21 protein-coding genes and 3 pseudogenes are annotated in these 24,882 nt (G+C 36.1%); 9 read left to right on the top strand and 15 right to left on the bottom strand.

What is annotated here, in order from left to right; all coding sequences use genetic code 11:
• The first annotated feature begins 180 nt into the window (after positions 1–180).
• On the top strand, positions 181–762 hold the full coding sequence (locus P9Q65_RS06330) for a LysE family transporter (protein ID WP_304508525.1): 582 nt from the start codon (positions 181–183) through the stop codon (positions 760–762).
• A 156-nt stretch (positions 763–918) separates the two neighbouring features.
• Positions 919–1,470 carry a ferredoxin domain-containing protein gene (locus tag P9Q65_RS06325; protein WP_304508524.1) on the top strand — a complete coding sequence of 184 codons (552 nt, stop codon included), beginning with the start codon at positions 919–921 and terminating at the stop codon, positions 1,468–1,470.
• 506 nt (positions 1,471–1,976) lie between these two features.
• Here P9Q65_RS06325 and P9Q65_RS06320 read toward each other — a convergent pair.
• The 7 genes from P9Q65_RS06320 to P9Q65_RS06295 all read right to left on the bottom strand — a co-directional run bounded on the left by P9Q65_RS06320 (position 1,977) and on the right by P9Q65_RS06295 (position 12,537).
• Positions 1,977–5,411: an S-layer homology domain-containing protein gene (locus tag P9Q65_RS06320; protein ID WP_304508523.1), complete on the bottom strand. Its 3,435-nt coding sequence runs from the start codon at positions 5,409–5,411 to the stop codon at positions 1,977–1,979.
• Between the two features lie 707 nt (positions 5,412–6,118).
• On the bottom strand, positions 6,119–6,775 hold the full coding sequence (locus P9Q65_RS06315) for a TetR/AcrR family transcriptional regulator (protein WP_304508522.1): 657 nt from the start codon (positions 6,773–6,775) through the stop codon (positions 6,119–6,121).
• Positions 6,776–6,843: 68 nt separating this feature from the next.
• The gene (locus P9Q65_RS06310) at positions 6,844–7,986 is read right to left on the bottom strand and encodes an HlyD family secretion protein (RefSeq protein WP_304508521.1); all 1,143 of its coding nucleotides are present in this window, start codon (positions 7,984–7,986) and stop codon (positions 6,844–6,846) included.
• A gap of 18 nt (positions 7,987–8,004) precedes the next feature.
• Positions 8,005–10,320, bottom strand: a complete 2,316-nt coding sequence (locus tag P9Q65_RS06305; RefSeq protein ID WP_304508520.1) for an ABC transporter permease — start codon at positions 10,318–10,320, stop codon at positions 8,005–8,007.
• Entirely contained in the window at positions 10,314–11,015 is a 702-nt protein-coding gene (locus P9Q65_RS06300; RefSeq protein ID WP_304508519.1) for an ABC transporter ATP-binding protein, read from the bottom strand. Before P9Q65_RS06300 ends, P9Q65_RS06305 begins: the two co-directional genes overlap by 7 nt.
• Positions 11,016–11,534: 519 nt before the next feature.
• Entirely contained in the window at positions 11,535–11,654 is a 120-nt protein-coding gene (locus tag P9Q65_RS13400) for an SHOCT domain-containing protein (RefSeq protein WP_442870838.1), read from the bottom strand.
• 70 nt (positions 11,655–11,724) lie between these two features.
• The gene (locus P9Q65_RS06295; RefSeq protein WP_304508518.1) at positions 11,725–12,537 is read right to left on the bottom strand and encodes an MBL fold metallo-hydrolase; all 813 of its coding nucleotides are present in this window, start codon (positions 12,535–12,537) and stop codon (positions 11,725–11,727) included.
• A gap of 594 nt (positions 12,538–13,131) precedes the next feature.
• Between P9Q65_RS06295 and P9Q65_RS06290 the strand changes: the two genes are divergently transcribed.
• From P9Q65_RS06290 to P9Q65_RS13395, 7 genes and pseudogenes are all read left to right on the top strand, one after another.
• Positions 13,132–13,479, top strand: coding sequence for a NifB/NifX family molybdenum-iron cluster-binding protein (locus P9Q65_RS06290; protein WP_304508517.1), 348 nt, complete (start codon positions 13,132–13,134; stop codon positions 13,477–13,479).
• Positions 13,480–13,528: 49 nt separating this feature from the next.
• The gene (locus P9Q65_RS06285; RefSeq protein ID WP_304508516.1) at positions 13,529–13,753 is read left to right on the top strand and encodes a DUF5320 domain-containing protein; all 225 of its coding nucleotides are present in this window, start codon (positions 13,529–13,531) and stop codon (positions 13,751–13,753) included.
• Between the two features lie 25 nt (positions 13,754–13,778).
• Positions 13,779–14,105 carry a DUF5320 domain-containing protein gene (locus tag P9Q65_RS06280; protein WP_304508515.1) on the top strand — a complete coding sequence of 109 codons (327 nt, stop codon included), beginning with the start codon at positions 13,779–13,781 and terminating at the stop codon, positions 14,103–14,105.
• Positions 14,106–14,258: 153 nt separating this feature from the next.
• Positions 14,259–15,215 (top strand): radical SAM protein, encoded by a 957-nt coding sequence (locus tag P9Q65_RS06275; RefSeq protein ID WP_304508514.1) that lies wholly within the window; start codon positions 14,259–14,261, stop codon positions 15,213–15,215.
• Between the two features lie 82 nt (positions 15,216–15,297).
• Positions 15,298–15,633 (top strand): CGGC domain-containing protein, encoded by a 336-nt coding sequence (locus P9Q65_RS06270; protein ID WP_304508513.1) that lies wholly within the window; start codon positions 15,298–15,300, stop codon positions 15,631–15,633.
• A 113-nt stretch (positions 15,634–15,746) separates the two neighbouring features.
• Entirely contained in the window at positions 15,747–16,223 is a 477-nt protein-coding gene (locus tag P9Q65_RS06265) for a DUF134 domain-containing protein (RefSeq protein WP_304508512.1), read from the top strand.
• 172 nt (positions 16,224–16,395) lie between these two features.
• A pseudogene (locus tag P9Q65_RS13395) lies at positions 16,396–16,452 on the top strand (hypothetical protein); the annotation flags it as partial.
• 161 nt (positions 16,453–16,613) lie between these two features.
• Here the strand turns inward: P9Q65_RS13395 and rd are convergent.
• The 8 genes and pseudogenes from rd to codB form a co-directional block, all read right to left on the bottom strand.
• The gene (gene rd / locus P9Q65_RS06255; protein ID WP_304508511.1) at positions 16,614–16,775 is read right to left on the bottom strand and encodes a rubredoxin; all 162 of its coding nucleotides are present in this window, start codon (positions 16,773–16,775) and stop codon (positions 16,614–16,616) included.
• Positions 16,776–17,108: 333 nt separating this feature from the next.
• Positions 17,109–17,339 (bottom strand): hypothetical protein, encoded by a 231-nt coding sequence (locus P9Q65_RS06250; RefSeq protein ID WP_304508510.1) that lies wholly within the window; start codon positions 17,337–17,339, stop codon positions 17,109–17,111.
• A 265-nt stretch (positions 17,340–17,604) separates the two neighbouring features.
• Entirely contained in the window at positions 17,605–18,810 is a 1,206-nt protein-coding gene (locus P9Q65_RS06245) for an FprA family A-type flavoprotein (protein ID WP_304508509.1), read from the bottom strand.
• 359 nt (positions 18,811–19,169) lie between these two features.
• Positions 19,170–19,313 (bottom strand): annotated as a pseudogene (locus P9Q65_RS13295) (hypothetical protein); the annotation flags it as partial.
• Between the two features lie 15 nt (positions 19,314–19,328).
• Positions 19,329–19,472: pseudogene (locus P9Q65_RS13290) on the bottom strand (hypothetical protein); the annotation flags it as partial.
• A 409-nt stretch (positions 19,473–19,881) separates the two neighbouring features.
• Complete coding sequence (locus tag P9Q65_RS06235; RefSeq protein WP_304508508.1) at positions 19,882–21,462, bottom strand: sensor domain-containing diguanylate cyclase; 1,581 nt, start codon at positions 21,460–21,462, stop codon at positions 19,882–19,884.
• Positions 21,463–22,167: 705 nt separating this feature from the next.
• Positions 22,168–23,439, bottom strand: a complete 1,272-nt coding sequence (gene codA, locus P9Q65_RS06230) for a cytosine deaminase (RefSeq protein WP_304508507.1) — start codon at positions 23,437–23,439, stop codon at positions 22,168–22,170.
• 11 nt (positions 23,440–23,450) lie between these two features.
• A complete protein-coding gene (gene codB, locus P9Q65_RS06225; RefSeq protein ID WP_304508506.1) occupies positions 23,451–24,749 on the bottom strand; it encodes a cytosine permease in 1,299 nt (432 codons plus the stop codon).
• Between the last annotated feature and the right edge of the window lie 133 nt (positions 24,750–24,882).

Genomic DNA, 24,882 nt, shown 5'->3' with positions numbered 1-24,882 from the left:
TGTGGTTCGATAGCCTTTCAAGAAAGATATTTACACGCGTTGACGGAAAAAATGAAGAGGTTTTTCCTTTAGGTAATATACTGGCTCAATTGTTAAAAATTTTGAAAGCGTGGTGCTGTAAAGCAACGAACACTTTTGATCAAAAATTTAATATAATAATAAAACAATATGGAGGACAATATGTTTAGTTGGATTCATTTTTTATCGTACGCCATTGCAACCGCTGTAACACCAGGACCGAATAACATTATATCGATGTCCAATGCCAGTAGGCTTGGTTTTCGTAAATCATTTCCATTCAACCTTGGTATCTGGGTAGGTTTTTCCATTGTAATGCTTGTTTGCACTGTTTTCTGCAATACTCTATCCACAATCATTCCTAAAATTAAAATGCCAATGTTGATTGTCGGTGCGCTTTATATGCTCTGGCTTGCGTGGAAAACCATAAGAAGTTCGTCGGTCATTGAAGAGGATCATTCACGCAGTGGATTCATTTCGGGCCTAACTCTCCAATTTGTTAATCCGAAAATCTATATTTATTGCATTGTTTCAATGGAGGCATATATACTACCGTTTTATCATGGAAAGACATTGGAATTAGTATTCTTCGCATTTTTACTTGCATTCATTGGATTTATATTTACCTTGTGTTGGGCTTTATTTGGCTCTGCATTTAAAGCACTGTTTTCCAAATATGCAAAGGGTACCAATACCATTATGGCACTCTTACTAATATACTGTGCGGCTTCTCTGTTTCTCTAGATCATAAAACTTTAAAGGAAGTGGTTGTGATTTACTTTTTTGAAGGAATATTTTTATAGAAATCCTTTTGGACCAACACTTGCTTTGCTCTAGTTTACCATTAGATTAGTCGTTGATAGTATTTCATTAGTTTGTTTACAAAAGGAGGTTGGTAAAATGATTTATCAGAGTAAGCAATTAGAGGAACAGGCAGTACTTCAAACGGCCGCCAAAATGTGTGCGGCTGCCAGAACAGCCCCTAAAGCTCATGGGAGAGATACAATCCATGCTTTTGTGCTAACAGGTGGCGAAAAAGAAGTTTTGGCAGAAGTTATGGAAAAACTTGGGGATGAACTAATGGGTGAAAAAATGCCGACATGGTATGGACGAGATGCGAACAATGTCCGTTCAGCCAATGCGGTAGTGCTGATTGGCGTGAAAAAGGAGCATCGCAATGTTCCGTACTGTGGTTATTGTGGTTTTCAGAATTGTATTTCTTGCGAAAATGCAGGTGCGAAATGCGCATTTGCTTATATTGATTTAGGTGTTGCTGTTTCTTCGGCTGTATCCACCGCTGCAATGGATCAAATAGATTGTCGTATTATGTTTTCCATAGGAAACGCTACAGTCCATCTTCCATTTGTGGAGAAAAATGTGATTTGGCTGGGAATTCCTCTTTCTATTAGTGGTAAAAATATTTTTTTCGATCGAAATATTTTTCATGATTGATAAGCTATTTTGCGTATTTGATCAAAATTTTAAGTGGTTGAGAAAAGAAACATACCTTTATAGCTTTGCTATTTACAAGTCAAACAAAAATGTATGAAGAAACAAAACCACATATGTCTAAGAGGTTACAAATGAGTAGAACAACATATTTAGCGAGCCCGGGGGTGAAAAAACTCTGTAAATAATGATTTTATTAATAGCTTTCTATGATAAAATATAAAATCATAGGAGGCTATTTTTATAGCACGCAGAAAATCAGATTTTTTAGAAGGAAAACAAATTCTTTTTTTAATTCAGATGTGTACATTTCTTTCAACTCAAGCGATTCACTTTCATATAACTTCATAATGCCACTCCTTCTACCAGTTTCTATTTTTTATTGTTCATAGTGGTAACCCCCTTATAACATAATATCAGTTTTGCGATATATAAAACGGCTAAGTTGCAGATCATTAATCGATCTACATCTTAGCCTTAATACTATGAATCTTTTTAGCTAGAACTTGCTACTTACTAATTAATTTTGATTCAATTAATAAATTCCTTACAGCCTGTGCTGCTTCTGCATAGGTTAAACTTGCCTTTGGTGAAATTTTAGTTTCTGTTGTACCATTAAAAACGTGTGCTGATAATACTTCCTTAACATAAGAGGTTGCCCAATCACTTACTTGACTATAATCCGTATAGTTCTGGTAACGATTTTCATCACTTCCTACAAGCTTCGTAATTTTCATAGCTCTTTGGTACATAGCCATGGCTTCTTCTCTTGTAATTTGGTTATCTCCTCTAAATGTTCCATCAGAATATCCTGAAACAATGCCATATTCATTTGCTATCAGTATCCCTAATGTTCTTTCACCTGTGTCCGTTACATCTACAAAATTATTCTCATGGGTTGAGTCTTCTCTGTAAAGTCCCAAAGCTCTAACAATATACTCTGCAAAATCAGCTCTTGTTATTGCTCTATTGGGCTCAAATTCCTGTGGATTAAAGATTACCAATCTGGAAGCCATGTCGTTTACAGCATCTTTTGACCAATGATTTTCAACAGTTTTTACAGTTACTGAATTCCAAATAACCGAGTAATCCGAGTTCGTAAGAGAATTCAGTTTTGCATACCATTTACCATCTTTTTGATATACTTCTGTAGGCACATGGCTATAGGTCGCATCTGAATTAAATACAATACCTGTTGTTATTTTACTAGGGTCAACGCCAGCTGGAATTTCCATAATCCTTTCTACATAGTTACTAAACTTGTTGATGGAGTGCTCCTTCGTTGTTCCGTCAACGTCTGTAGTCTTTGCTGTAATTTCAAATTGCACAGGTGAAAATACAAATTCTGCACCATTTGTCTTGGCAACTTCGTTGTACTTTTCAACCACCTTTTCATCAAGCTTAGCAATTTTCACTTCTACTTTAATATCAGCAAGCGCTTTTTCCTTTATACCAAGATCCTCTGCAACTTTACTTATTGTGAATTCTGCCGCTGGAATTACGTATTCTATGTTATCGCGTTTTAAAGATACATCAAATGTATTTTCTTCCAGTTTCTTAACAGTATCCCCAGTTAATTCAACTTTTGCTACTTCTGCTTTCGTGTCAGCCACGGGCACTTGAATAAAATTGCCCGTTCCGGTTGCATTATTTTTAATAGCATCATCAATATTACTTCCGATAGTCTTATTATCCACTTCTACAGTTACTGTTGATCTTCCATCTTCCGTTTTCTGTGTTTCTTTCCCTGCATTCTGCTCTTTACCATTTACAACCACAACTGTATTCTGGCTTGTGTTTTGGCTTTGTTGGGTTGTGGTAGAACTCCTTCCACCACTGCTTCCACCACTACTGCCACCACTAGATACTGCTCTCGTTACTGTTACCGTATAGGTGTTTGTCGTTGTACCATCTTGTGCTGTTACCACTACCGTTATAGTATTGGCACCCACATTTAAGTTGATTGCTCCCGAAGCATTACCGCTTGTAACTGTTATCCCATTGACAGTGACCGTTGCATTACTATCGGCTATGGCGGGAGTCAGTGTTATACTACTCACTCCATAAGCTACACTTGCTGTATAGCATGTTGTGCTATTTGCAAAAGCGGGTGAAAGGGTTCCACTGCTTAAACTAAGGCCCGACAACTCTGCGTTATTTGCTACCGTTACCGTTACTGTATACACTTGGGTGCTGCTGTCTGCCGCCGTTACCGTATAGGTTACCTGGTTTGTAAAATTTTGCGCTGCACCTGTATTCGGAGATACGCTTGTTCCTGTATGCATTATGGTTGGTACCAATGTCGTTACGTCTGTTCCATAAGGAACTGTCAATGCAATGGTTTTCGCACCCTCATTCACTGTTCCTGTTACATTTGGTGTTACTCCCTTAAAGTCAAAAACTGTAATTGCCTTTGCTGTGGAAGAAGTTGGAGTTACAGTTACATTTACTTTATAAAAGTTTACGGTTGTTCCATCTTCTGCAGTTACCTTGATAATAAAAAAATCACCATTAGTAATCACCTCATTACCATAAACTGTATCTGTTTCAAAGTTTGCCGTAGATTTACCTGAAGCATACTTCACAACTCTCACTGTTGCTTTAGCGTCATTTTTATCAAACAACGTTATAAAGGTAGTGGCATTGCCAGTGTCTGCCGCCTTAGCAGCTGTAATAGTTACTGCTCCTGCTGTTTCAGAGCCAAGTGTAGCATTTGGTGTGCCAAGGCTTGTCACTGTTTGTCCCTTCACCGTTGAGGATGCTTTTAACGTTGCATCACTGCTTGGTGCTATCGAAGTCGTAAATGAGACCTGTGCTCCGTAACTAGTGCCCACCGGATTGGTAGCGTACGCCCTCACATAGTAAGTGGTGTTAGGTGACAATCCCGTTATAGACGAAGTGAAAGCACCTGTCGAAGAAGCATCCCCTTCATCGGTTCTGCCGTCTGCTGTGGTGGGATTTCCATTTTTATTCCAACAAACGCCATGAGCGGTTGGGGCAGGCGTGCCAAAGGCGGTGATGTTACCGTTACCTATCGCCGTTGTGGATGTGATGCTGCTAACGGCCTGTGTCGTTACCGTTGGCACTACACCAGACATAGTAAACGTCTTATCACTTCCATAAGTAGTTCCTTCGGAATTTTCCGCCTTTACTCTATAATGATATGTAGTATTTGTAGAAATTCCCGTTAGGGTTGCAGATACCGAGGTGTTTCCACTTCCGGAACTGAGGGTACCGCTAGAAGGTGTTGTGGCCGAAACACTTGAGCCGTAGCTTGTATCTGCGCCATATTCAAAAGTAACCGTAGTGTCCCCACCATTGTCGTTTACCGTACCGTTCAGCGTTGCACCGCTTGAAGTGATGTTGTCTGCGGCACCTGTTAACACAGTCGGTGCGGACGCTGATGAGCCTAGAGTCAAGTTAGTTATATAAAAGCTAGCACTGCATTCAAATTTTAGGGTTTTAATGTTTGTCAATGGCGTTGAATTAACGTTAGTTAAGTCAACCTCAGTTCCAGTAGTATCTATAGAAAATGCTTGCGATGCAATTAATGTCCCACTGCTATTGTATCCACTTATTGTAACAAAATCACTACCACTTGCACTTTTAACCGAGACAGCAATAGGATCAGGGGAAAATAGTGTCCCGTTTGTTTTTTTTATTTCCAAGGAAAGATTCCCTCCACCCTCAGTAAGAAGCCAACCGTTACCCGAACTATAAATTTTAACCCAGCTACCGCTGCAATCAACAGCTGTTATGGTCAGACCATTGATTGTATCTTCATATGTTTCTGCTGGATTCAAGTTATCTACATCAAACATGCTTCCCCAAGTGTACACTTTGTCTGCCGCCATAGCCGTCAGTGTCATCGCAGGCAATAGACTTATCACCATTGCCAACGCCATTGATGCTGCTATGAGCTTTTTTCTAATTCTTTTTTCCATACACTTTCCTCCTAAAAAAATTAAATAACTGACTTTCCAACATTAGCTGTTACTTCTGTAAACACCTTTCCTTATAACGAATAATATCTTAATTTTATCTATTCTGTCAATAAACCCCAATAGCGATTCAATTTTAATTTGTATGATTAAAATACATGTTTTATAAGTTTAAAAGCATCAGGTAATTTTACTCCATTAAAACTACCATTCATCATGATTTATCCTTTTAACTTAAGTTTTTCCCAGCTATTGAAATTTCTAAATCTCTCATTTTTCTACAAACTTAAAATATCATCTATATTTTCACCATTTTTTAAGGCTTAAAAACGGTACTTTTTTGCCCGTTTTCAAGCCTCAAAATCACTTCAAATCCACAACATCTTGTGGTTAAACCTTACTTTTCGCCCTCTACACCACATTTTGTCACCATGATTAACTCTACAAAGCGCGTTGAGTGGTCAATAATGACGTTATACATAGCAGGTAATTCCTTGGCGAAAAATCCTTTAAGCTCTGATATATTATTATTTAAAATAGTATCAGTAGAAACTCTAATTTTAGTTTTTGAATCAATATTGTTGATTAATAAATTTAATCTTCTTTAATTTCATAATATCTTCGTTAAGATATTTAACCCAGCTGCATGCAGAATAATTTTTTCTCACTTCATATTTATATTTTTGTATAACCTGCCAACTTTCAAATCACTATGCTTTTTCCTTATCTTTGCCAAACTCAAATAGGCCATTCTGCTCTTTCATATTTAATAGGCCCATCATAATACTAATTATTTTATCTGAATCAACATAGATATATTCCCCAAATAAAAGCTGTTTCAAAGCTGGATTACGTTCCTGCTCACGAGAAAAATAATGACTCAGTCCGAACAACGCAATTTCAGAAGTTGCCTGCGGATATTTGCAAGCGAAGGTACCCTCATCATTGCCCTGAATAATAAACTCGGTAAGTTTATCCGAAATAACACCGAAAACATAGTCCCTAATCTGATGAATTAACATGGCGTCGTTAATATCTTGGGCTTCCTTAATTAACTGTGTTCTTTCTGTAATATTTCGCATAGCCACGCTCACTAAACGGTTAATTTTTTCCACTGCATTCATTTCAGTTGGAAAATATCCTTCTGCATTTATTTCATCCAAAAATTTTTGTCTATCCAACCGTACGCATTCCATAAGAACATCTTCCTTAGAGTGAAAATAGTAATGGAATAAACCCACTGCAACGTTTACTTTCGTTGTAATGTCTTTTACAGAAACATTTTTATACCCTTTTTCCATAAACAATTCCAAAGCAGCTTGGGTTATTTCAAGTTTGCGTTCCTCTGGCTTTTTACTTACTCTCATGTAATCGCCATCCTATTCGTTTAAGTTAATATATATTATTGTAACATCAACAGGATTTCTGTCAACTTTTATTGCGAAGGCTCACTTTCAATTCTGCTAAATTGTACATCAGCAGTAAAACCGGGCTTAAGAATATTATCTTTATCATCTGGCTTTACTTGCACTTTTACAATACGGTCGCCATCTTTTTCAATTGCTTGGTTTGCAATTCGAATAATTTGTCCTTCTATTTTTAGATTTTTATTTGCAGTGGGAACAATAAATGCCTTACTATTTTGAGAAATTTGCTCAATAAATTCCTCTGGTACTTCTGCGCTGACAAAAATGCTGTCAGCATCTATCAAATCAATTACTTCCTGAGCCACATTTTGCGTTCCCAAAACGGAACCTTTCACAACAGAAATCTTTTTAACAATGCCATTATCTAAGTTAGAGATTATGCTATTTCCAGATAGATAAGGTTTTTGGCATTTACTACGCATCAAATCAAAATCAAGTTTTGCCTTCGCCGCTATGTTTTTTTGTTGTTTAAGCTGTACTTCCTTATATTTTAAAGCAGTATTTAAAGCATCCAGTTCCTCCTGCAGAGAAGTCCTGATTTTTGCAATATTTTCTTCAATATCGGATTTTGCTTTTTCCTTCTGATTCAATACATCTGAATATTCATCCAGATCAGCTTGGGATATTGCTCCAATCTCGAATAATTTTTGGTATTTAATCAGATCGTTTTGTGAATCACTAAGTTCTTTCTCAGCTCGGATAAGAGAATTTTCAAGTAACTGTAAATCGGCATTACTCCCATTATTCAGTTCTTCTGTTTTTGTAGATATTTGTTTTTTCAATGTTGCTATCTCCATTTTCAGTGCAGCCTGATCAACATTTCCAAGTGCCTCTTTGCTGGAATCAGCCTGTATCTGAAGCTTCTTTGTATTATTTTCATAATCCAACATTGACAACGTTATTAATGTACTTCCACTAGATATGTAGTCACCTTCTTCAACCAGAATATCTTCCACTGTGGAAGGAAAATCAATGTTAATTTGATACTCATTATTATATTTCACCTCACCCCAAACAACAATATCATTATTAACATCTGTATCATCTGCTTCTGCGTTGATTTGCTCACTTTCCTGATCTTGGCCGGAACACCCCGTGAAAAAAATAAACAGGAAAGCTAAAAACAATGCTACATATTTTTTATAATTCATTATAATTCCCCCTTGACGTTATTCAACACTTTTTAATGCCTGAAGCATGTCAATTGTTTTAATTTTTTTAATAACAGTAAAATTAACAATAGTGGAAAACACTATGGTAATTACAGCAGCCAGCAGTACCTTGTCAATTGTGATATGACCAATCAAATCCATATCGTCACCAAACCCCTTTGCCAAAATATTTGTAATTACCCCTCCTACTGGAATTCCAAACAGAATTCCAATGCCCGTAGAAAAAAAGTTTTCCATAAGAACCAACGGGCGAATTTCTTCTTGCCGAAACCCTAAAACCTCAAGAGTTGCAAGGTCTCGCACACGTTCAAAAAAGTTAAGAATCCCCATATTGTACAAAACCACAAAAGCCAATATCCCACCAAAAGTAATCAACATAAAAGCTGCACTTTTTACTGTATTGAGGTTTCCTTCGAAATCAGATTTTTGACTTGTTTTGTTCACATAACTTTTTACATAATCACTATTTAAAAAGTTTTTATCTATGTGATTCCATTTTACAAGCAACGCTGTGGGTTTAAAATCCTCACCAATTTTTTCCCAATAGCTGTTCGTCATATAAATACCTTGACCTGTAGCCATATAAACCAATTTTTCAACTTTAACTCCGATATAGCTGTCATCGCTGCGTTTTAAATTAATTGTATCGCCTACTTTTATATTCATAAGTTGCGCTAATTTTCTCGTCATTGCAATCCCGTTTTCTGGGAGCGCTACGCGGTTTCCGTCTTCATCCTGTAAACAAATCAATGGGCTATTCTTTGAAAAGACAGAAACACCAACCATTCTTCTTGTGCCGTCGTCAGCTGTAATTTGTATCATTCCTTCTTCCACGTCTTCAATAATTCCGTCTAAATTCAAATTTTTAATATCCTGATCTGAAGTCCGGTCTTCTAGCATAACCTTTTGTTCGTAAGTGTAAATTTTCTCATATGTAGTCTTTGAAATTCCAGATACCATGTCAAAAAGTGTGAAGGCACCAATAATCAACCCAGTACATCCCATCACTCCCAAAATACTCATAATCAGCCTGAATTTATTTTTAATTGTGTTACGTACAATCAGTTTGCTTCTAAACTTCATGCTGCTCCATATTTTCGGAAAGCGTTCCAAAAAAATATGATTTCCTCTTTTCGGCGGTTTATCACGGAGCAAAACAGCTGGCATTTCCCCTTGTAACTTTAAACACGAATAGCAAGAGACCCCTCCTGTGCAAAGGATAATCAAAATGGAATTAAAAAGAAAATTAGGAATATTAAGTTTTAAGTCATAACTTGGTAAGGTAAGCAAAAATCTCAACTTACTAATCAAAACTTTGCCAATCATATTTGGTCCAATAAAAAATCCTGCCAGCGCGCCCAAAAGCCCTACATAGATGCCATAAGAAGTATAATGCCACACAATGCTTCCTTTGCTGTACCCCAAAGCCTTCAAAACACCGATTTGGTTTCTTTGCTCCTCAACAAGACGGATCATTGTACTAAATGTAATAAGAGTCGTAACTAAAAAAAACATCATGGGAAAAACCTTCGCCAAAATTTTGAACTGCTGTATTTTGCCGGTTACCATTTTCATACTACGATTATCAGTTTTTGTGGAAATACCAACTAGTTTTTTTCCAAAAATATCATCCACCTGATTTTGTATGGTGTTGATATCTACCCCACTGTTAAGCCGCAGTGCAATTTGGTTATACATCTTCACCCCACCATAAGCACTGGTGATTCTATCTTCATCAACAACAATAAAACCATATTCACTTGGGTTTGGAAGGAGTGAACTGTTATCCTTAATAGCAAAAATATGCCCACTATTAAATGCCAGCGCTTCAATGGTAAATTCTATTTTTTTGTTGTTTACTTCAATCTTTAATTTGTCTCCTACAGTTAGGTGATTTGCATCGGCAAAGTCCTGATCTAAAATTGCTCCACCTTTACTTAACTTTTTCCCATAATTAACATAAGGTACATCCATAGTATTTTTGTTTGGCATAGCGTAAACCTTCAGCGTTGGGTACCCGTCAATTTGAGCAACGGAATTCACTATAAATTGCTTTTCCGCTTTTTCTACTCCGCTGATATTTTGAACCTGCCACATTTTTGTTTCAGAAGGATTTGTTACTGTAATCCAAAGATCGGAAAGATTAGTATCTTGATACAGTTGATTAGATTGGATATCAATGGTTTCCCAGATACTGTCCAGCCCTGTAGCAATACTGATTGCAACTGTAGCCATAATAAAAATAGACAAAAACTGAGGAAAGGATTTTTTCATATCTTTAATTGACTTTTTGAAAAGGGCTCCTTTTACCATACAATCTCCTCCACATCTTGGGGATGCTCATTCTGACTAATCTCGTGAATTTGCCCATCACGCATATGGATCACCATATCTGCCATTTGGGCAATTGGCGCATTATGTGTTACAACAATCACGGTTTTCCCCATATTCCGTGCAACATCCCGAATCAGCTTCAGCACTTTTCGCCCTGTTTCAGAGTCCAACGCTCCAGTGGGTTCATCACAAAGGAGAATTTGAGGATTCTTCGCTAATGCTCGGGCAATAGAAACCCGTTGCTGTTCTCCACCCGACATCTGGCTTGGGAAATTACTCATTCTTTCCGCCAGCCCAACCCGTTCCAGCATTTCCTTTGGATCTAACGGGTTTTTGCAGATTTCCTTTGCTAGCTGCACATTTTCTAATGCTGTTAGGTTTGGAACCAAATTGTAAAACTGAAACACAAATCCAATTTTGTCCCTGCGATATGTAGTCAGGCCTTTCTCATCTAATTTGGAAACAACTTCATCACCCACAAAAATTGTACCCTTTGTAGGCAAATCCATCCCTCCTAGCATATTAAGCACAGTCGTTTTTCCAGCTCCACTTTGACCAAGTACAACATTGAATGTCCCTTCTTCAATGGAAAAACTAATATCATTCACCGCCTTGATTACATTGTCACCAATAATATATCTCCGCTCTACATTTTCAAATTGAATAAAACTCATTTTAACACCCCTGTCTACAAGTTATTTGATTGAATTCATTCAATTATTATATAACTGTTTTTTTTCTATGTCAATCAACAGTAGCTACAAATAACTCCAACCTATTTGTCACACCATAGGTCGTTTATGTTGACCTAAAATAGCCTTATTGATTGCTAAGGAATATTATTTTTATTAGCAATCTCTATTTCAGAATAGTTGTAATGATATTGATTAATTTCCTATCTAAAATCAAATTTCTTGTTGTAAAAAATTATATTGAGTATCTAATGCTGAAACCATCTAATCCCAATACTTTTATTTATGCCACCCCAAATTGGCGTAATCATCCAGATGAGTTGGATGCATTGATAAAATTGTGAGTTTGATCCATTGCACCTTACAAGGCAGTAGGCGGCAACACATAGTTTTTTGCTTGTGTAGGTCCCTTATTCTCATGAAGTTTTGTTATCCTTTTCATCCTCTCTCCCTCTTTTTGTCGGTCATATATTACCTATGAAGTGCCATTTGATGAAGGTTTTATGCCATTAGTTCAGCTAAACCAAGAAAGTATGTTTTTCTATTTAGCGCCGTGATTTTGTGAAATTCATACTTTGTAATCAATCTATTTTCAAGCTTGTTTTGAATAACTTTTGACATGGGGTCATTTGCTTTTTGGGAAACAAAAAAGGAGTCCAATTTTTTGAACTCCTCTTCTTTTGTGTAGAAATTATATCTCTACAGAATCGCCTGCGTAAAGAATACCGCATTTTTCACCTAATATTTTTTTCATTTCAGAGATAGCGCATATACCTGTGCAATGCAGGGGATATACTTTCCGTATTCCTAAATTAGTTAACTGCTGTATGGTTAATTGCAACCTTAAAGGATTAACATTATCTAAATGCATCCCGGCGACTACAGTATCTATCTTTTTGCCAGGAAATTGCTTTAGCGTATAATGCAGACAATTTATAATACCCGGATGGCTACATCCAAGAAAAACAATAAGGCCTTTCTCTGTATCAAAAACAAGCACCTGTTCATCTGTCATCATATCTGCAGATATTTCATTGCCGTTCTTGATAAACAAGCCTTTCGAAATTTCTTCAAATTCTACTGTGCTTGGTATGTTTCCTAAAAGGGCGATATCATCACTTATTTTCTTGTTGCCATTTATAAACGTAATATCATAATCATCAGCACACCATGGTATTCCAATTTCTCGATAAGTTTTTCCGTCCGAATTTATCGCATATTTTTGCTTCACAGCAGATTTTTGCAGATATATTTTCGGAATATTTTTTAAACCGGGAAAACAATATATGCCTCCGCAGTGGTCATAATGACCGTGACTCAGTACAATAAAATCGGTTTTATTTAAATCAAACTGTAACGCATTTGCGTTTTGGATATAAACATCGCTTTGCCCAGTGTCAAACAAAATATTGCAATCTTTGTATTCTATAAACAAAGATAACCCATGCTCAGCAAGCAATCTTCTATTTTTTACTTTATCATCGGTTAAAACTGTAATTTTCATTTTATAATCAAAGCTCCTTGAATTCATTCATTATAATGGTCTAATACTCATAACAAATATTATATAACCGTTATGAGCATATGTCAACAAAAATGCTTACACTTAAGGTGAACTTTGCATAAAAAAGAGAGGCAATAGTTCTCGTTTGCAATTGCTTACAATCGGCATTTATCATACGCTTATTCCGTTGGTATTAATTCTTGAATTACATAGCAAGATAAATTTTTAAATATTACTCATATTTATTTTTTTCATGGTCTATATTTCACGTGTAATTATCTCCGTCGATATAAATTACTTTACCGTATACAAGGCAGCTCAATTTTTTTCCCATATATAACTCTCCCCCTCTATTTTAAAAGAGAAATTTAACTATTATAAATAAATAAAAAAAATTCCGAATAAATTATTGACATATGTCAACAATAGGATTATGATAGTAATGTGCATATGCCAATAACAAAACTTCAATGACATCATGGAATAAAACGCAAGCTTAAAGCCTATACGTTAGAATATTTAAAACTTATAGGCAATAGCCAGATATTCGAAAATTGCTTAAATTAAAGATTTTGTAAAAAGGAGGAATCCATATTGAAAATAGCCATAGCAGTTGAAGGTAAAACAGTTGCACCACATTTCGGAAAATGCCCAGAATTTTTAATCGCAGATATTAAGGGTGGAAAACTAATTCAATCAGAAACACTCCTCATATCCAAGCATTCACCGGGTTATGTTCCTGAGCTACTACACTCTAAAAATATTCAAAGAATACTCTGCGGTGGCATTGGAACAACGGCAGCCGCTTTCTTTCACACTTATGGAATACAAGTAATTACCAGTGTTAGCGGAGATGTAATTCAGGTTCTTGATGCCTTCAAGAGCGGAACACTTCTGGCAAATCAACCTAACTTTTGTATTCCAGGAAGCAAAGGCTGTTAAAATCAGATAGAATGATACACGGTATTAAAAATTCTAAGGAGGGTTTTCTATGCCAAATAAAGATCAAACAGGTCCTTTGGGAAAAGGACCACTGACGGGTCGAGGGATGGGCGTTTGCCAAGGCGTTCAATCTCCCTTCTTCACAAGAACAAGAATGGGTTACGGCATGGGATTTAGGCAAAGACGAGGCTATCGGCATAAGTTTTGTCTTGCAACGTTATTGCCAGGATGTGCTTACTTGACTTATTGTTTGTTCAACCGTAGAAAAAAATAAAATAATCAAGAAAGGTGGAATTATTATGCCAAGAAGAGATGGAACAGGCCCTATGGGAATGGGCGCAAAAACAGGAAGAGGTGCAGGCTTTTGCACAGGCTCTGCAACGAATGAAAATTTAGGAAACTTTGGCTGTAGCTATGGCTTTGGAAAAGGCAGAGGCTACAGACGGATGCTTTATGCAACAGGTTTGCCGAGATGGGCACGCTTTGGAAATCAAAATGAATTTGAAGCATTAGCATGGGGTGTTGGAGAAAAAGAACTTTTAAAAAAACAGGCAAATTTATTGGAAAGCCAGCTTAACGAAGTAAATAAGCGGCTTGCAAGCTTTGAAAAAAATATTGATCGGTAACATTTTATACGATGAAAGGCAGGCTTGTTTGCCTGCCTTCTTCGCAATTCATCATTTATTCAATAATTAAAGGTAATACTATTGTAAAAAATAATGTTCGAAATACTAGGACTCCTTAACCCCCGTATTATCATTTTAAAAGGAGATGAGAATATGATAATATATGGACCTGTTCCCTCAAGAAGGTTGGGACAAAGCCTTGGGGTCAATAATATTCCACCCAAGTTCTGTTCTTATTCCTGCGCTTATTGTCAAATTGGTATCACAAAAAATATGACAATCCAAAGGAAAGCTTTTTATGAGCCTGAAAAAATATTTTCAGAGGTAAAACTTAAAATAACTCAGCTTAAAGAAAATGGAAAGCATCTAGACTATATCTCTTTTGTGCCAGATGGAGAACCTACCCTTGATAAAAATTTAGGTATTACCCTTGATATGCTAAAAAAGCTAAATATCAAAACAGCAGTTATTACCAACGCCTCTCTTTTATGGATGGATGAGGTTAAAGCAGACTTATCTAAGGCGGATTGGGTTTCCGTAAAATTGGATGCAGTGAATGAGGAAATCTGGCGCCAAATTGACAGGCCCCATGGAAGGTTGAGACTTGAAAGCATTTTAGATAGTATTGTTGCCTTCTCAAAATCTTATCAAGGAACTCTTGTTACTGAAACTATGCTTGTTTCAGGATTGAATGATAGAACGGAGCACTTTGAAAGCATCGCAAAGCAAATCGCAAAAATTAAGCCGGAGAAATCTTATATACTGGTACCCACAAGACCACCTGCAGAAAATAACATTTATAGAGCAACCAGCGAAAGATTGATTGAAGCAGCAGGTATAATTAACAGTATTTCCGGCGTTAATGTTGAATGTATTACCGAGGATGATACCGAACAGGGTTTTTTCTTTACGGACAATATTGCACAAGACTTATTAAATATCACTTCAGTACACCCCATAAGAGAAGAAATTATACAGCATTATTTTCAAGTGAAAAAAGCAGATATTTCAATTTTAAATGAGCTGTTAGAACAAAACAAAATTGCGGAATATATCTATGAGGGGAAGAAATTTTATAAAAGAAATCTTAATAATGCCTATAAAGAATAATTGGATGCCCTTCATAATTGACATATGCTAATAATCAAACTATAATAGTAGTAAATTTTTAGCTATGGAAGGGTGAAACGATGTGAAAGTTGGAATTATTCGGTGTATGCAAACGGAAGATATGTGTCCCGGCACATCAGACTTTAAAGTGATGAAAGAAAAGAAAGGTGCTTTTGCAGGAATTGAAGAAGAAATTGAATTAATAGGCTTTAATTCCTGCGGAGGCTGTCCGGGGAAAAAAGCGGCAACAAGAGCAGCGGAAATGATAAAAAGAGGTGCGGATACCATAGCGTTGGCTTCCTGCATAACTAAAGGTGCGCCCATTGGCTTTGTATGTCCCCATGCAGAAGCGATGAAAAAAGCAATTTCCACAAAATTAGGGGAAAATATTAAAATCTTAGAGTATACCCATTTGTAATAGAAATAAATTTTTTCTTCTGAAAGCAAAATACCCAGTCATTGCAAAAAACTTGGTGTTGCGCTAAATGAATATGTTTTCAAGGAAATTTAATTGAAACGGAGTTGAATATTTTGGCAAGACCAACGAAATGGCGAATTATCGAAAATACACCAGCTGTACCCTTCTTTGTACCTTCTGAACAGGGTATCCCTGAAGTGCCTGGAAATATTCTGTTAGTCGAAGAATTGGAGGCACTACGCTTGAAAGATTTGAAAGGCCTTGAGCAGGAAGAATGTGCGGAAAAAATGCAGGTTTCACGAGCAACGTTTCAACGCATTCTGCTATCTGCAAGAGAAAAAGTTGCAGATAGCCTTGTGAATGGTAAAGTGATTCATATCGATGGAGGTAACTATACTTATCATATCTGCGCTGTGAAGTGCTTGGACTGTGGAAGGGAATGGATGGAAAGCTATGAAAACCTTATGGCAATCAAAAACGGAGAATATACCTGCCCTGACTGTGGATCCTCTAATGTGATATGCCAACAAAACTGTAACGGGAAGTTCCACCATAGAAATTGCCGTCACCATGGCAGGAATCATATATAATTTTAAACATAGACTTATGTTCAATCAAAACCAAGGAGTTGATAAACATCCAGTTTACAGTTTAGCTGATGATAAGGTTCAAAAAAGAGGGATTCTGACTGAAAATGATTCATCCCTTTTTATTGAACATCAAGACCCGAATATCTTATTTGATACAGGGTAAAGATACCTTACATGGTACAATGAAACCAGAATTAAAATATCACTTGGAAATATGAGTCCATTGGAGTACCAACGAAGCCTTGTTAGCTGCCTAATCTGTCCAAGAAATTGTCCCCATCCCCAGCTCAAACAAATTGTTTATCTCCAAAAAAATAGCCCAAGCTATTTCTCATATCGAAAAATACACCTTGAGCTATACAATACTTTTTTTTATAATGTAAACAAAAATTACTCTTTTACCTTAAAATCCTCTTTTCCAACGCCACATAATGGACACTTCCAATCATCAGGCAGTTTTTCAAAAGGTGTGCCTGGAGCTACGCCGTTATCCGGATCGCCAACTTCAGGATCATAAATGTAACCACAAACTGTGCATTCATACTTTTTCATCTGAAATCATCTCCTTATTAATAATAAAATTTCACCAAGCCCTTTTGGGGATTGATTTATTATAAAATTTAAACCTTCTTTAAGATACCTGTAAATGATTGGTATCATTAAAGAAAATTATAAATTACAATAACCAATTACTTCAAAAGTATTAGGAATTACAACAGAGTCTGTAGGCAATTCCTAATGCCAATTTTAGCTAAACAGCGTGTTGTCAATAATTGCTTGTAAAAACAGCATAATAATACCTGCTGCAATTTTTTCTTCATAAGAATAAATTCCTTCGCCTTTTTTCACTGCTAAAATCATATTACCTCCATGAATTAAAAATCGTCAAGGCTGTTTATTCCATGCAGATGGTGCCAATCTTGTATATGCAAATGCATCCAGAATACCTCTTTCTTCCAAAGTGGTATTCTCTGCATCTTTACCCCATTCATTCAAGTAAACAATCTCATCCAAACCAAATCTGTAAACAGGATTTAAAGAAGCCTTCGTAGTTTTTCCTTTATCCTCTTCAAAGCCCAACGTGATGATTCCAACAACTTCTTTGTCTGAAAGCACATTCAGCTTTTCTTTTACCCCCCTGCTATCAGTAAATGTAACTCAGCAAGAATCCACGCCGATTTCTGTAGCCTTAAAAATCAACGCTTGTCCAACAAAGCCAGCATTCTCAATGTAGCGATCTGCCACTGCGGATAATTCCCCTTTAATATACCCTACCCCACAAAATTATATAATCTAAATTAGCTTTCTTCTCTTCAAATTTTGCATTTTTGGCTTTTATTTTTGCATTTAAAAATGACCTGACATAAAATAAAAATTCAATTTATTTTTTTTCAATTGTTTTCTCTATTGCATCCACCATAGCCTCAATCTCTATTAATTGGCCTTCTCTAATCGAGGATTTAATGATTATCTTATTTTCTAAAATATTCATATTCTTGCATTTTTCCAACTCAGCTCGAATCAGCTTACCGCTGTTAGGTGCCCATGAACCATTCTCTATCACCGCTACCGTACGGTTTTGCAGATTATGGGCTACAATATCAAATACCAATGCTTCCATACTAACGAAAATCCCATTATTATACGTCGTCGACGCAAATACTAAATGACTGTAACGAAATGCTGCTGTTATAATGTCCGAAGCAGGGGTAACGGATACATCAAACATCACCGCTTTGATTCCTCTGTCCCACAAGCGAGAAGCAAGAATTTCTGCTGCATTTTCTGTATTGCCGTAAATAGATGCATATGCAATGACTACACCATCTTCTTCCGGCGTATAGCTGCTCCATTTTTCATACCTTTGTACATATTTTTCAATATCTGTTCTCCAAACAAACCCATGTAATGGGCATAACAACCGAATCTCTAAATGATCTATTTTTTTTAGCATTGCTTGAACCTGTGGACCATATTTTCCAATAATATTGCCATAGTACCGCCTTGCTTCCTTCATATAGTTATGCTCAAAATCCACTTCATCGGCAAAAATAGCTCCGTTTAATGCGCCAAAGCAACCAAAGGCATCTGCAGAAAATAAAATACCATCGGTAGTATCATAGGTAATCATTACCTCAGGCCAATGCACCATGGGAGCCATATAAAATGTCAGCTGATGCTTCCCGGTTGAGAATACATCCCCTTCTTTCATCACAATGGCACGAGAGTCAATATCAAAGTCAAAAAATTGCTTTATCATTGTCACAATCTTTGCGTTACAAATAATCTTAATATTAGGATAACGCTCAACCACTTCTTCCAATGTAAAAGAATGATCAGGTTCCATGTGATGAACCACCAGATAATCCAACGTTCTTTCCCCTAACGCTTCTGCCAAGTTTTCAAAAAAAACTTTACTTACTGCCCGATCTACTGTATCAAAGAGAACTGTTTTTTCATCCATCATCAAATAAGAATTATAAGAAACGCCATCCGGTACAGAATACACGCCCTCAAACATTGCTAAACGACGGTCATTTCCTCCAACCCAAGTTAAATCATCCGTTATTTTCTTTAAACAATACATACACACTTCTCCTTTCCATTTTCATTAGTTACAAATAATCTTTTATGTGACAAATAAAACAATAAATTTATTAATATACTTACTTTCCTTAATCTTACATATATAGTTTGGTATAGTTTGATGAATTAATACTTTCAATTCGTCTGACAAGCTAAACCAAAGTATTTTTGATTTCGTATATATGAAGTACAATTTCTTAAATCTTCTTATCTGCTGGAATACACCTTGTTAACCATCTTGGATGTATTATAAGTATCACCTAGATTTTTCGTATTTACGCAAAATTTATTTTTCTTTATTGCATTCTAAGAAAATTTTCTTAGGGTAGTGTAGTTTTTCTTATTTCAATTTCTTTCCTACAGTAATTGCTCTAAATCTGTAAGGTCATGCCCTGATATTAGTATACCAGCGTTATTTCTTACACCAACATTAGTGATTTCAGGATTTCCATATTTGAAGGTATTGGCTTCATCTAACAGCGCCATGGCTTTCACGCTAAATTTAATATAGGAATCATCCGCAAACAACTTGCAATGATAAGAAAATGCACCAAACAAATCACTGCTAATTAATATTTTATTTTGCAAATCATATGTTACAAAAACTCCGTGGGAATTTAAATAAGGCATCGGTATAAAGATTAATTCTCTTCTTCCTTTAATCTTAATTTGAACTTATTTTCGTTGATAATCAAATAAGGATTACAATTAAGCCCTACATTTTCATTGGTACCCCCTACCCAATAAACACCATTTTCTATTTATATTGTACTCATATGTATTTCCTACAAGTCCTAAAACACACTTCCTTAAGCTATAGTTTTTTTAATTTAATTACCCTATAGAAAAATGCATTAAAGGTACAACTCTTTTCGCCCTATTAACTTATCTTCTGTTCATGCCAGCTATCCATGCTCAAAAAATGAAATGGCTGCAAGAAACTATCTAGACAATCGGAACTTTTTCAGATAGACAACCTCCTTGATTCTTATTTGTACCAAGCTTCATCATCTGACGGAAACAAATAGTAAACACATGTTATATGGAAATAAAGCAAAATAGTCTTTTGTTATTATCTAACGACCTTTAAGTCTTTTTTGATAATTCTTTTTTCTTGATACATTTTTTCATCTGCATGATTGATAATCGTATCAATATACTCATCTGAACGAAACTTAAACTCTTCTATACCGTGGCTTGCACTAATAATATATTTTCTTCCTCCAGTTTCATTGATTTCCATATACCCTTCATTAATTCTTAACCATATCTCCTCTGCTCCGGATTCATCCAAATGATTAAATACAATCAAAAATTCATCTCCACCAAGGCGGCAAACAAAATCTTTATCACGTATTTCGCCCTTAATGCCATTTACTATGCTTAAAATCAATTCATCCCCAGCTTCATGCCCTAAATAATCATTTACATCTTTTAGTCCGTTAATGTCAATAAAGCAAATACTTATTTTTCCGCTATCCTTTGTTGCATCTTTATATATTCTGCTTAATTTTTCAAACCCAGCACGCCTATTGTAAACTCCTGTCATAGTATCATACTCAGAAAAATACTTAATTCTGTCTTTTTTATTTTTATTAAGCGTTACAAGTACTGCTAATATAAATGAGATACCAAGTAAAATAAGGAATACCCAAATATCTGTTTTTAAAATAGCAACTATTTTTTGGGGTATATTTTCGAATATCAGAATGCCGTTGGGGTTAGATGATCCTATCAGGGAAACAATATACCAATCTCCTTCATCAAGAACAACAGAATTATTCATATTGTCCATCCAAAATTCATTGCTCGTCAGTATATTTGAAAATGAAAAAAGACCATTTGATGTAATTAGCGAACCCTCATTCACTTTAGTTATAGCATTCCATTCTTTAGGATATTCATTGCTAAAATTCTCCTTCAATTTGTCATCATACATAAAAGCCCATTCTTTACTACTGTTTTCTCCATTATAAAGCCAATAAGAGTTAGAATTAAGCAAAAAGACATATCCTCTACTGGTGGATGCTATTTTCTTCACTTGTTGCAGCATATCATTTGCATAGTAATTTAAAACAACAATCCCATGTAGTTCCCCATCACTTCCATAAAATGGTGTTGATAATCGGATCATAGGTTTTATTGGCTGTTCTATTTCATCATGCTCAATATTTAAATCCAATTTTGATATGAATATTTGGTTTTTCTTTAAATTTATCGTATCAGTAAAATAATATCGTTCTTTCTTGTTTTGCAAATCCTGATCGCTTGTGGCATATGAACCTTTTTCCGAATAGTTTATTCGAATCACCTCATTACCATCTAAATCAATATACCGAATCTGATCATAAATCTTTTTTCTGTCAGAAAAAGCCAGCAGTAATTTTTCTATACCTGAATAATTTCCCGAACTTATATCTCCTAGCCTTAAAGTATCCGCTACATATAGTACATCTGTAGTTAAACGATTTACTTTATTCGATACAATTGTCTTTTCTACATCCATTAATAACTCTTCACTACTAACAATTTCTGCTTGTTTTATCTCATCTGCTTTCACACGAAAGAATAATGAAATAGATAAAAATATTGTTCCTATTAAGAAATATATAAGTATCACATACGTGATTGTTTTTTTTAAGCTTCGATACATAATACTATTTTACCTCCAATAGTGACTAAATACTTAAATACCTTCATGCTATTATATTTTATTCCTTTGTGCGTGTTTTTACAAGATATAGTCTCATAACCTTCTGAGTTTTTTCAAAATCTATTTATTTCATCAATATCTTCGTCCCCTATCGCTTTGCTCTCCTGATCCCAAAAGTACTTACATCTAATCTACAGCATCATATCAAGGCCCCAGATTATAATGACATTGTATATGCCTCATTTGTACCTTCTTTTATAGAAACACTGCCACTTGGTGGAATACTTCCTCCATCTACACCCCTTGCCGTTTGTCCTGCTGGAGGCTGTTCTTTTAGCACTGATAAAATAATAGATTTTACATTGGATTATTTTTTATATTTCCTAGCTGCTCTAAATTGTAAAGTTCTGATTTATTATTTTCTAGTGTTCTTTCACTCATAAATATCCTATCATTCTATAATTTAACCCTATTTTTAAAGACTCAAAAAATAGACGCCTTCACTCATTTGAAGCCTCAAAACCGCTCCAAAACCGCAACATATTGTGGTTGAAGTCTACTTTTTGCCCTCCGAACCACATTTCGTCTTCAGTATTATCGTTTTCAACGTGCGTTGAGGAAAAAAGATACCAAGTAAAACTTATCCCCCTCGGCGTTTAACCTATGGCTTTATGTCAAATCAACACCTAGTTTTTTTCATTCCAACTACCTTTTAAAGTTAATTCTCTGTGTTTGATCTTTAAATTTCAAATGATGGATGGCTGGCTGTGTTTGACTGACAATTTTTCCTCTTCTAATTACATACAGGCATTCACTCAATAATCGAATGGCATCCATTTCATTATCAGCATCAAGTATGATTAAATCAGCAGGCTTCCCAACTTCAATGCCATACTGATCACTTAAATTCATGGTTCTTGCTGAATTAACTGTAATCATATCCAATAAACTTCCAATCTGATCATAACCACTCAAATGTGCTGTATGCATTAATAAATTCGCAGCTTGCAGCATACTCCCTTTTCCCATTGGATACCACGGATCCATAATTGAATCATGACCAATACTGACATTGACACCTCTTGCTAAGAGCTCATCTACACGCGTGTGACCACGTCTTCTCGGATAACCATCGGTTCGGTTTTGAAGCACTGAATTGTCAAATGGATTTGTTATTATATTCAATTCAGCTCTTTTTATTAACCCAATCAATTTAAATGCATAATCATTATTGTAATTATGCATTGCAGTTGTATGACTTGCTGTTACTAATCCCTGCCATCCTCTTAGAATGGTTTCCTTTACCATCACTTCAACAAAGCGTGATTGATCATCACCTGTTTCATCTACATGTATGTCAATCAGCGCGTTAAATTTCTCAGCTAATTCAAATGCTGTTTCAACATCCTTCACACCGTCTTCTCGGGTAAATTCATTATGGGGAATGCCTCCAACAACATCTGCTCCCATTTCCATTGCACGTACCATTAAATTTTTACCCTCAGGTGTTGTAAAAATACCATCTTGAGGAAATGCAACGATTTGTAGATCAACTAAATCCTTCATTTCTTCTTTCACTTCTAGCAATGCCTCTACGGTCATTAAAGTAGGATCAGTTGTATCCGCGTGTGTTCTTATTTTTAAAGTTCCGTTAGCGACCTCCCATTTGATCGCCTCTATTGCATTGGCTTTTAAACATTCTTTGGTTAAATGTGGTTTCCTTTCCCCCCATATTTGAATTCCTTCCAATAAAGTGCCTGATTGGTTATAGCGAGGATCACCCACACTTAGGACTGCATCAAGGTGCAGATGTGGATCTACAAAAGGAGGCAATACCAAATTGCCTTTTGCATCAATGGTTTCTAATGCATTTCCATAAATTTCAGTTCCAACTATTTGAATTTTCCCTTTCTCAATTGCTATATCTACCAGTTCGTTTCTATCTCGAAGCTTAGCGTTTTGTATCAATAGTTCCATATAGTTCACCCCTATTCTTGATTACTGGATTCTACAGAAATATTTTGCTTATGCTTATGACTCAAAAGCATATCAAATATATAATAAAAAAGAATTGCTGATAGAATTGCATTTAAAGGTGATATAGATAACATGCCTGTTTTAGGGGACATCAAAGATACACCAATAGAAATCCCCCACGCAATGATTGCAGCCCAATTAACGCTGACAAAGGAATGATTTTCCGGAGACAAATATTGTCTTCTACTTCTTAAAAAGAAATCCGATATGATTATGCCGCCAATCGGAGGTAACGAAATACTTAAAAAAGTTAACCATCCCACAAAATTATTGTACAAAAACACTGCAAAAATCGTTCCTACTAAGCCTGCAGCCATGGTGAGATGCTTCCTTTGAAGACCTGTGATATTTGCCAAGCCTAAGCCTGCAGCATATAGTGCATTATCATTTGTGGTCCAAATATTTAAAGCCAATAATGCAATTCCTGCACCAAGTAACCCCTGAGCCGCTAATACCTCTGTTATATCTGACATTCCAGTGGCAATTGCTCCAATTGCGCCAAAGAAAAACATTAAGCTATTTCCAAAGGTAAAACCAATGACTGTTGCTTGAACTCCAATTGCTTTCGTTTTAGAAAATCGTACAAAATCCGGGGTTAATGTTGCCCCACTAATGAAGGACCCCACGGCCAGTGCGGCACCTACGGCCATAGTCATTGGTTCCTTGGTTGTCGATACCATTAGCCTAGACACCCCGCCCATGGTTCCCATTGCTTTGTAAACAGACATTACACCTAATATGATAATTGCCGGAACCGCAATTTTACTAATCCATTCAATGGCTCTAAATCCAATGACAACCGTGGCAGTCATTAGAACACCACCAATAATAATTAATGGCCATAGGCCAATGCCTGTCAGCTTGTTTATTGGATATGCAAACATTGCAACACCTACTCCAAACCAACCAATTTGTGTGAATGCCAGCATAAAGGATGGCAGCTTAGATCCATTCACACCAAATGCATAACGGGCTAAAATATGAGTTGAGAGATTTGTTTTAGCTGCAGCATACCCCAAAAATGCACCGTAAACGCCTAAAATTAAATTTCCAAACAATACAACAATCAACAGATCCGGGAAAAAATCAAACCCTATGCCCAGTGCACCCCCTGTCCACATGCTTGCAGCAAAAAAAGTAAACCCCAGCATAACCACAGACATTGATACTAGGCCTCTACGTGCGCGCTCAGGTACTGGTTCAAGGGCATAATCATCGTGAACCTCAATGATGCTTTTATCCTTTGGCATACATAATCCTCCTTTTGATCATAATATTTGCACCAACTTAATCCCTGTGCCGTCCCCCGGATTTTCCACACGGACACGTCGAAGCCCACAATCTTTCTTTATTTTTATAATAATCTGATTTCCAGTTTCTTCA

Origin of the sequence: Anaerotignum sp., from assembly GCF_030625865.1 — a bacterium.
Taxonomy (GTDB): domain Bacteria; phylum Bacillota; class Clostridia; order Lachnospirales; family Anaerotignaceae; genus Chakrabartyella.
The sequence above is the reverse complement of the archived record's forward strand: the minus strand, read 5'-3'. Positions and strand labels throughout refer to the sequence as shown.

Excerpts from the sequence above, each read along its gene's own strand:
- codB (WP_304508506.1), bottom strand. The coding sequence starts at position 24,749 with ATGCCAAAGGATAAAAGCATCATTGAGGTTCACGATGATTATGCCCTT.
- P9Q65_RS06320 (WP_304508523.1), bottom strand. The coding sequence starts at position 5,411 with ATGGAAAAAAGAATTAGAAAAAAGCTCATAGCAGCATCAATGGCGTTG.
- codA (WP_304508507.1), bottom strand. The coding sequence starts at position 23,439 with ATGGAACTATTGATACAAAACGCTAAGCTTCGAGATAGAAACGAACTG.
- P9Q65_RS06275 (WP_304508514.1), top strand. The coding sequence starts at position 14,259 with ATGATAATATATGGACCTGTTCCCTCAAGAAGGTTGGGACAAAGCCTT.
- P9Q65_RS06295 (WP_304508518.1), bottom strand. The coding sequence starts at position 12,537 with ATGAAAATTACAGTTTTAACCGATGATAAAGTAAAAAATAGAAGATTG.
- P9Q65_RS06235 (WP_304508508.1), bottom strand. The coding sequence starts at position 21,462 with ATGTATCGAAGCTTAAAAAAAACAATCACGTATGTGATACTTATATAT.
- P9Q65_RS06245 (WP_304508509.1), bottom strand. The coding sequence starts at position 18,810 with ATGTATTGTTTAAAGAAAATAACGGATGATTTAACTTGGGTTGGAGGA.
- P9Q65_RS06280 (WP_304508515.1), top strand. The coding sequence starts at position 13,779 with ATGCCAAGAAGAGATGGAACAGGCCCTATGGGAATGGGCGCAAAAACA.
- rd (WP_304508511.1), bottom strand. The coding sequence starts at position 16,775 with ATGAAAAAGTATGAATGCACAGTTTGTGGTTACATTTATGATCCTGAA.
- P9Q65_RS06325 (WP_304508524.1), top strand. The coding sequence starts at position 919 with ATGATTTATCAGAGTAAGCAATTAGAGGAACAGGCAGTACTTCAAACG.
- P9Q65_RS06285 (WP_304508516.1), top strand. The coding sequence starts at position 13,529 with ATGCCAAATAAAGATCAAACAGGTCCTTTGGGAAAAGGACCACTGACG.
- P9Q65_RS06330 (WP_304508525.1), top strand. The coding sequence starts at position 181 with ATGTTTAGTTGGATTCATTTTTTATCGTACGCCATTGCAACCGCTGTA.
- P9Q65_RS06300 (WP_304508519.1), bottom strand. The coding sequence starts at position 11,015 with ATGAGTTTTATTCAATTTGAAAATGTAGAGCGGAGATATATTATTGGT.
- P9Q65_RS06305 (WP_304508520.1), bottom strand. The coding sequence starts at position 10,320 with ATGGTAAAAGGAGCCCTTTTCAAAAAGTCAATTAAAGATATGAAAAAA.
- P9Q65_RS06310 (WP_304508521.1), bottom strand. The coding sequence starts at position 7,986 with ATGAATTATAAAAAATATGTAGCATTGTTTTTAGCTTTCCTGTTTATT.
- P9Q65_RS13400 (WP_442870838.1), bottom strand. The coding sequence starts at position 11,654 with ATGTCAAAAGTTATTCAAAACAAGCTTGAAAATAGATTGATTACAAAG.
- P9Q65_RS06315 (WP_304508522.1), bottom strand. The coding sequence starts at position 6,775 with ATGAGAGTAAGTAAAAAGCCAGAGGAACGCAAACTTGAAATAACCCAA.